Below are 7,203 nucleotides of genomic sequence, written 5' to 3' on the forward strand. Positions count from 1 at the left end.
GGTCTGGGCGATGGCAACGATGTGATTGCTGAGTTTGGTACCGATGGCGAAGACATCGTTGAATTGAGCGCGGGTATTGCGCCCGAAGACATCCTCGTGCGCTGGACGCTGCAAGGCGACATGGCGGTCACTTTGCCCGATGGCAGCCGGTTGACGGTGCGCGGTCAGGCAAACAGCGGGTGGAATACGAATGGCATCGAACAGCTGCGTTTCGCCGATGGCACGGTATGGGATCGGGCCGAACTTGCCAGCCGCGCTCTTGCGACAACCGCAGGAGACGATGCCGTCGTCGGCGGTTATGGCGACGATGCGCTGGACGGCGGGGCTGGGAACGATCATTTCCAGAATCTGGGTGGCTACGACACTTACCTCTTCGGCGTGGGCGACGGCCAGGATGTGATCGAAACGAACGGTGGCCGTGTTCTGTTCAAACCCGGCATCGGCCAGAACGATATCGTGTTCAGCCGCGATGGGAACGATCTGCTGGCCACGATTGCCGGCACCGACGATTCGGTGCGCCTTGCGAACTGGCTGGCTAACCGTTGGCAGAATGTCGACCGCTTTGAATTCGCCAATGGCGCGCATTTGAGTGGGAGCGATGTGCTGGCCAAGCTCAATACTAGCGAAGGCGCAGAAATCATCTACGGCTCACCCGATGGGGAAACGCTCACCGGCACCGAGAAAGACAGCCGCATTTATGGCCGCGAGGGCAATGATGTGCTGCTCGGCAGCGCGGGCAGCGATGAATTGTATGGCGAAGCCGGCAACGATACCCTCGACGGCGGCGCTGACCGCGATTGGCTCTATGGCGGCGAAGGCAACAACACCTACATCGTGGCGCCGGGTATGGGGCTGGATAACGCATTCGGGGCAAAGCTTGCAGTCGCCAGTGATACCGTGCAGTTTGCTGCCGGTATCCGGCCTGAGGACGTATCGATACAACTGGATAGCCAACGTTGGTACGGCGAACCGGGCGATACGGGTTACGCTGCCTTGGTCATCGGTATTGGCGGTAACGATGCGCTGATCGTGCGCACCGAGGACTGGAACGATCTGGGCCGGGGAGCCATCCAGCGTTTTCGTTTCGACGATGGCACTGAATGGACGCTGGCCGATGTGATTGCACGGGCCGATGGCGGCAAGATGGGCTGGCAGGAGCGGTTCGGGGGCGATTCGAGCCCCATGCTCGGCAGCCAGGCGGATGATGAAATCTACGATTATTCGGGTGAATCGGTCACGGTCCAGGCGCGTGGCAACGATGACAATATCTATCTGGCGGGGGGCGATAACCGGGTTTCGGCAGGCGCAGGCGATGACAGGGTGTACACCGGCCTGGGTAATGATCTGATTGCCGGCGAAGCGGGCGACGATGAAATCGAGTCCGGAGAAGGCGACGACACGATCCTGTTCAACTACGGCGATGGTCATGACCGGCTACGGGCAGGTGAAGGGATGGACACGCTGTCGTTCGGCGCCAGCATCGCGCCCGCCATGCTCTCGGTACGGCTCAACCGCGAGGGGCAGGTGGTGTTGCAGGTCGATGGCGGTGCAGGCGGCTCAATCACGCTGCTCGATGCTTCGGTGGACAATCCTGCGGGTGATCTGGAGCGGATTCAGTTCATCAATGCCGAAGGTCAGGCCCGTATTTTCGATCTGACGGGATGGCTGCGTGCCCATCCAGTGGCGCTGGTGAATGCCACGGCAGATGCACCGCTGACTTTTGATGGCGCTTTCGAGCTGACTGGCGCCGTGGCCCCGGCAGGCGGATTGGAAGCAATCGCCTATGCACAGTCGGGTGATTTGTTCGCATCGGCGAACCTTGCGCACAACACGCCCAGCAGCGGCAATGACGTGCTCTATGGCACCGAAGCCGGCGACACGCTGGATGCTGGCGCGGGCGACGACATCATGCTGGGTCTGGCGGGCGATGACACCCTCTTCGGTGGTGACGGCAACGATCTGATTCAGGGCGGCGATGGCGATGATATGCTCGACGGCGGCGCGGGGAATGACACCCTTTACGGCGGTCGGGGTGCCGATACCCTGGTGGGCGGCACGGGGCAGGATGCACTGTATGGCGAGTGGGGCGGCGACACCTACCTGTATCAGGCAGGCGATGGCGTAACCATCATCGACGACGATCACCGCATGCTGGGATGCGCTTATCAGCCTCAATTCTTCGCGATGGACGTCCCCGGTGGCGATGGCGGTTATTGTGCTGTCGACGATGCACCCAACATCCTCAGTTTCGGGCCGGGCATCCGCCCCGAAGACCTGCGTTATTCGGAAGAAAACGGTGATTTGGTGATCGAATTTGCCAATCGCCCGGGTGACAAGGTCGTCTTGCGTGGCTACATGCCCGGACGCGCTACGCAAACCCGTTCGGTGGACGTCATTCGCTTTGCCGACGGGACTGAAATCGTGGCGGATACCATCGAGCCGACCGGCAAGACCGAAACGGCGGGCGAGGAAGGCGGCGGGCTTTATGGCACGCCGTTTGCCGATACTCTGGTCGGCGGCGATGGCGATGATGTGATCTACGGCGAAGGCGGCTCGGATGTTCTGGTAGGCGGTGCCGGCTCGGATACCTACAACGTTTATAAGGAATGGGGATCGTCCCCCGTTCAGACAACCATCGTCGAAACCTGGCGGGCGCAAGACAGTAACCGCCTCGAATTGACCGGCGAGGTTGACGCCGATGCCCTGTATCTGGCTTTCGATGGCCGCGATCTGGTGCTGCATCTGAATGAAGAAGGCGACTTGATCCGCTTTGCCGGGTTCGATCCCCGCGCACCGGGCATGCAAGCTCCTGTTTCAGAAATCAGCCTGCCCTGGGAGGGCGTGACGCTGTCGTTCGATGATCTGCTGGCGCGGGGCGTGCGTTACGGCGATCAGGTGCAGGATATTTACGTCATCAATATCGGAGATGGCGAGGTCTTTATCGACGACATTGCCGCCCCTGATGCGGAAAAGATATTGCGTTTTGGCTCTGGTATCGACCCGGAAACGCTACGCGCCAACCTGAGTTTTGCAGCCGATGGCAAGGGTGATCACGTGCTGCTCATCTCCTATGGCAATGCGGGCGATGTCGTGCGGCTGGCCGGTTTCAATCCTGATGATGTGCTTGCAAGTGACCACGCCATTAGTCGCTTTGAATTTGCCGATGGCACGCTGTGGGATTACGCCGCGCTGGTTGCCAACGGTTTTGTGGTTGAAGGGAATGCGCAACCGAACGAACTGACCGGAACCAACCTTGCCGACAGGGTGTATGGCGGTGATGGCGATGATGTTCTCCGTGGCGGGGCTGGCAGCGATGAATTGTATGGCGGGCAGGGTAACGACCTGCTTTTCGGTGGCGCGGGAGATGATGCTTACATCTTCAACAAAGGGGACGGGATCGATACGATCATCGACAGCGGCGCCGTCGATTTCAACTACATCCGTTTCGGAGCCGATATTCGCCCTGAAGACATCCGCAAGGAGTGGGATGGTACGACCCTCATCCTGCATTACAGCGACAAGGATGCTGTGCGTATCAATGATTACTATGCCTCTGAAGGCAACCCGGTCATTCTGGGGCTGGCATTTGAAGACGGTACTGTCCTGTCGCTGACGGAACAGATGAACCGTGCGCCTGTGGCGACCGGTTCATTGGACGAAGTGTCAGTCATGGAAGGTCAGGAATTCAGCTTGACCCTTCCCGCCGATTTGTTCAGCGATCCAGATGTTTCCGATGAAATTCGGATAAGCATGCGCTTGGCAGGGGGGGATCCCTTGCCGACCTGGTTGAGGTTCGATCCTGTATCCGGAACATTGAGCGGGAAACCAGCAAACGGCGACGTAGGCAACATCTCGATCGTGGTGGAAGGCAAGGATCACTTCGGCGCGGCTGCCAACACAACGTTCAATCTCACCGTGCGAAACACCAACGACACCCCGGAAGCCGGCACGATCATTGCCGACCACCAGGCGACCGAGGATGAGCCGTTTGCCTTCACCGTGCCGCAGGATGCGTTCCACGACATCGACGTGGGCGATGTGTTGACCCTGTCGGCCACGCAGGCCGACGGTTCGGCGCTGCCGTCGTGGCTGCATTTCGACGCCGCCACGCGCACCTTCAGCGGCACGCCGGGCAATGCGGCCGTGGGCGCGCTTTCGCTCAAACTCACGGCCACGGATAGCGCTGGAGCGCAGGCGAGCCAGACTTTCGGCATGACCGTGGCCAATGTGAACGATGCCCCGGAAGTGGGGGTTCTTCTCGCCAATCAGAGCGCACGCGTGGGTGATGCATTGAACTGGCAGATGCCTGCCGGCGCCTTCACCGATGTGGATCAGGGTGACGTGCTGACCTATTCGGCGACGCTGGCCGATGGCAGCGCGCTGCCCGACTGGCTTGCATTCGATGCAGTTACCGGTACCTTCCAGGCGACGCCGCCGGCAGCGGGCAATTACGCCGTGCAAGTTACTGCCACCGACCAGGCGGGCGCACAGATCAGCCAGACCTTTGCCCTGAACGTTACCACCAGCAACAGCAACCAGGCGCCTGTCACCGTGCAGGATACAGAGACAGTAAACGAGGATGGCAAATGGTTGGCCTGCGGTAACGTACTCAGTAATGATCGCGATCCGGAGGGCCGTGCGCTCAAGGTGGCCAATGCCGGGGTTCACCAGGGCGAATATGGTCTTCTGACGCTATTGCCGAATGGGAGCTATACCTATGTGCTGAATAATCTTTCCGCCAAAGTGCAAGCCTTGGGGGCGGGTGAAACGGGCGTGGACCGTTTTGCTTATGTGGCGAGTGACGGCACGAACCGCACTACGGGTGAATTGTTGGTGAATGTCCAGGGTAAAAACGATGCGCCCACATTGAAACGTGCTTTGCAGGACGTGCAGCTGGCCAAGGGTAAATCGTTCCAATGGCAAACCCCCGCAAGTAGTTTTACGGACCGCGACAGTCAGGACAAACTCAGCTACACGGCATCGCTCGCCAACGGTAAGGCGCTTCCTAGTTGGCTCAAGTTCGATGCTGTGACACAGACCTTCAGTGGTACTGCACCTGCCAATGCTAAAACAGCACTTGATGTCCGGATGACGGCGACGGATGGTTCCGGTGCGACCGCCTCAGATGTCTTCAAGGTTAGTTTTGGCTCCAAAACCGTGCTGCCTAAAGCACCAGCAGGCGATGTTGATGAAGGATGCGGTGCGGGTCAGCATGCCGCAGAGAAACATCCAGCGCATCCGGGCGGGGGAGGTGGGCACGATCAGCCAGGATTGCCAGGGCAGAAGGCGCACCACAGCGTCAGTGATGTGCTGGCAGATTTTCTGCAGGGGTTCAAGACGCCGCAGAAAGCCGGGGCGTCATCGGCTTCTGCGCTTGATGCTGCCTGGTTCGATCGATGGCTGGATCAACCCGTCGGTCAGCCGCTCTTGCAATCTGCACCGCAGCCAGCGTCGGGAAGCCAGTTGGCGCAAACGGTCGAGCAGCACTGGCAGGCGCTGGCCGAGGCTCTGGGGCAGTTGGACGCTGATCGGCAAGGGGCTGCCAACTGGCTTGGCAAGGGACAGGGGGCGGATACGGGCGGGTTGGCCGGGTTGTTGTCTGGTGCACAGGCGTGGCAGAGAAGCGGTCAGAGCGCCGTGGGATTGGCTGCCAGTGGTACCCAACTCAAGGGCTTCGCAGGGCTACAGGAAGGCCTGGGGAAGCTGCCCCAGTGCTGAGATAGATAAGCGCCTTGGGCGGCACAGCCGTAAAAGCCGCGGGCAGCGAACAGAGATAGATTCGCTGCCCGCGGTGGCTGTTACATCAACCTGTCATTGCGCATGGATGGAGGAGAAGCGCGTTGAATGATTTAGTGCAAGGAAGCCGTAGCGACCCTCTCGCTTTCCACCCACCCTTGATTCGTTTGCAGCATGCAGCGCCGTCGCCCATGGGGCGGCGGGTGCTGTGGCTGCTCTTGGGGCTGGTCCTGTTTCTGATCGTTTGGGCTTTGCTTGGGCGTTTGGATATCGTTGCCGTGGCGGATGGCAAACTGGTGCCATCCAGTTATCTCAAGATCGTGCAGCCGTCGGAGGCGGGCATAGTCAAGGAAATCCTTGTGCGCGAGGGGGAGGAAGTGCGCACGGGGCAGATCCTGATGCGCATGGATGCGTTGATGAGCGGTGCTGATCTTGAAGCTATTCGTGCTGAGCATGCCCGCAAACAGCTGCAAATCGAGCGTATTGGCGCAGAGCTTTCCGGGCAGGTATTTGTGACGGAAACGAAGGCGCCAGTTGCGTTGCTGCGCGAAGTTCAGGGGCAATTCAAAGCCAATCGGGATGCATTGGCGGCGGCCCTGGCCGAAGAGCGCAGCCGCTTGAACAAGGCGCAGCAGGAGCTGGCGACTGCCCGGCAGCAGAAAATCCGTCTGGAAACGGTGCTGCCTCATTATCGTGAGCAGGATAAGGCCTATGAACAGCTGGTCAAGAAGGGCTTTGCCGGTACCCTGATGGGGAGTGACAAACGGCGTGAGCGGATCGAGAAGGAACAGGAGCTTGCGACACAAGAGCACGTGATTGCTTCGGCGCAAGCGAGTATCGAACAGTCGCACAAGAAACTGCGTCAGATCGAGGCCGATTATCAGCGCAACCTGCATGCAGAGCGCAACGAGGTTCAGTCACAGCTGGATAAACTGGCGGCAGAGCTGGAAAAACAGCAGCATCGGCACGAGTTGCTGGAATTGAAAGCGCCGCAGGATGGCATCATCAAGAACCTGGCGACGCATACGGCAGGTACGGTGGTGCAGCCCGGCACTGTGCTGGCCAGCCTGGTGCCGAAGGATGAGAGGCTCAAGGCGGAAGTATGGGTGTCGAATGAGGATATCGGTTTTGTTCGTCCGGGGCAGCCGGTCAAACTCAAATTTGCTGCCTACACTTTCCAGAAGTACGGGATGGGGCAAGGTACGGTGGACTACGTTAGTGCCGATGCTCAGAGCGAAGAAGAGGCGCGCGATCGGGGACTGGAGATTGGTATGCAGCATCCCCTGCGCTACAAAGCGCTCGTTTCTTTGGCTTCGAACACGCTGGAGGTCAATGGTGTGCACTATCCGTTTACGGTCGGGATGCAGGCGACGGCAGAAATCTTGCTGGGCAACCGTACCGTCGCTGAGTATTTGCTGTCCCCGGTGCAGAAAGCCTGGCATGAATCCGGGCGGGAACGATGAGATG

At 59.6% G+C, this 7,203-nt stretch carries 2 protein-coding genes; both read left to right on the forward strand.

Going from position 1 to position 7,203, the window contains the following annotated elements; translation table 11 throughout:
* On the forward strand, positions 1-5,718 hold a 5,718-nt coding region (locus JYJ39_RS13640), incomplete at its 5' end, for a putative Ig domain-containing protein (RefSeq protein WP_205205150.1).
* Between the two features lie 122 nt (positions 5,719-5,840).
* Positions 5,841-7,199 carry an HlyD family type I secretion periplasmic adaptor subunit gene (locus JYJ39_RS13645; RefSeq protein ID WP_205205152.1) on the forward strand — a complete coding sequence of 453 codons (1,359 nt, stop codon included), beginning with the start codon at positions 5,841-5,843 and terminating at the stop codon, positions 7,197-7,199.
* The last annotated feature ends 4 nt before the right edge of the window (positions 7,200-7,203 follow it).

Origin of the sequence: Azonexus hydrophilus (genome assembly GCF_905120355.1) — a bacterium.
In the GTDB taxonomy this organism is placed as follows: Bacteria; Pseudomonadota; Gammaproteobacteria; order Burkholderiales; family Rhodocyclaceae; genus Azonexus.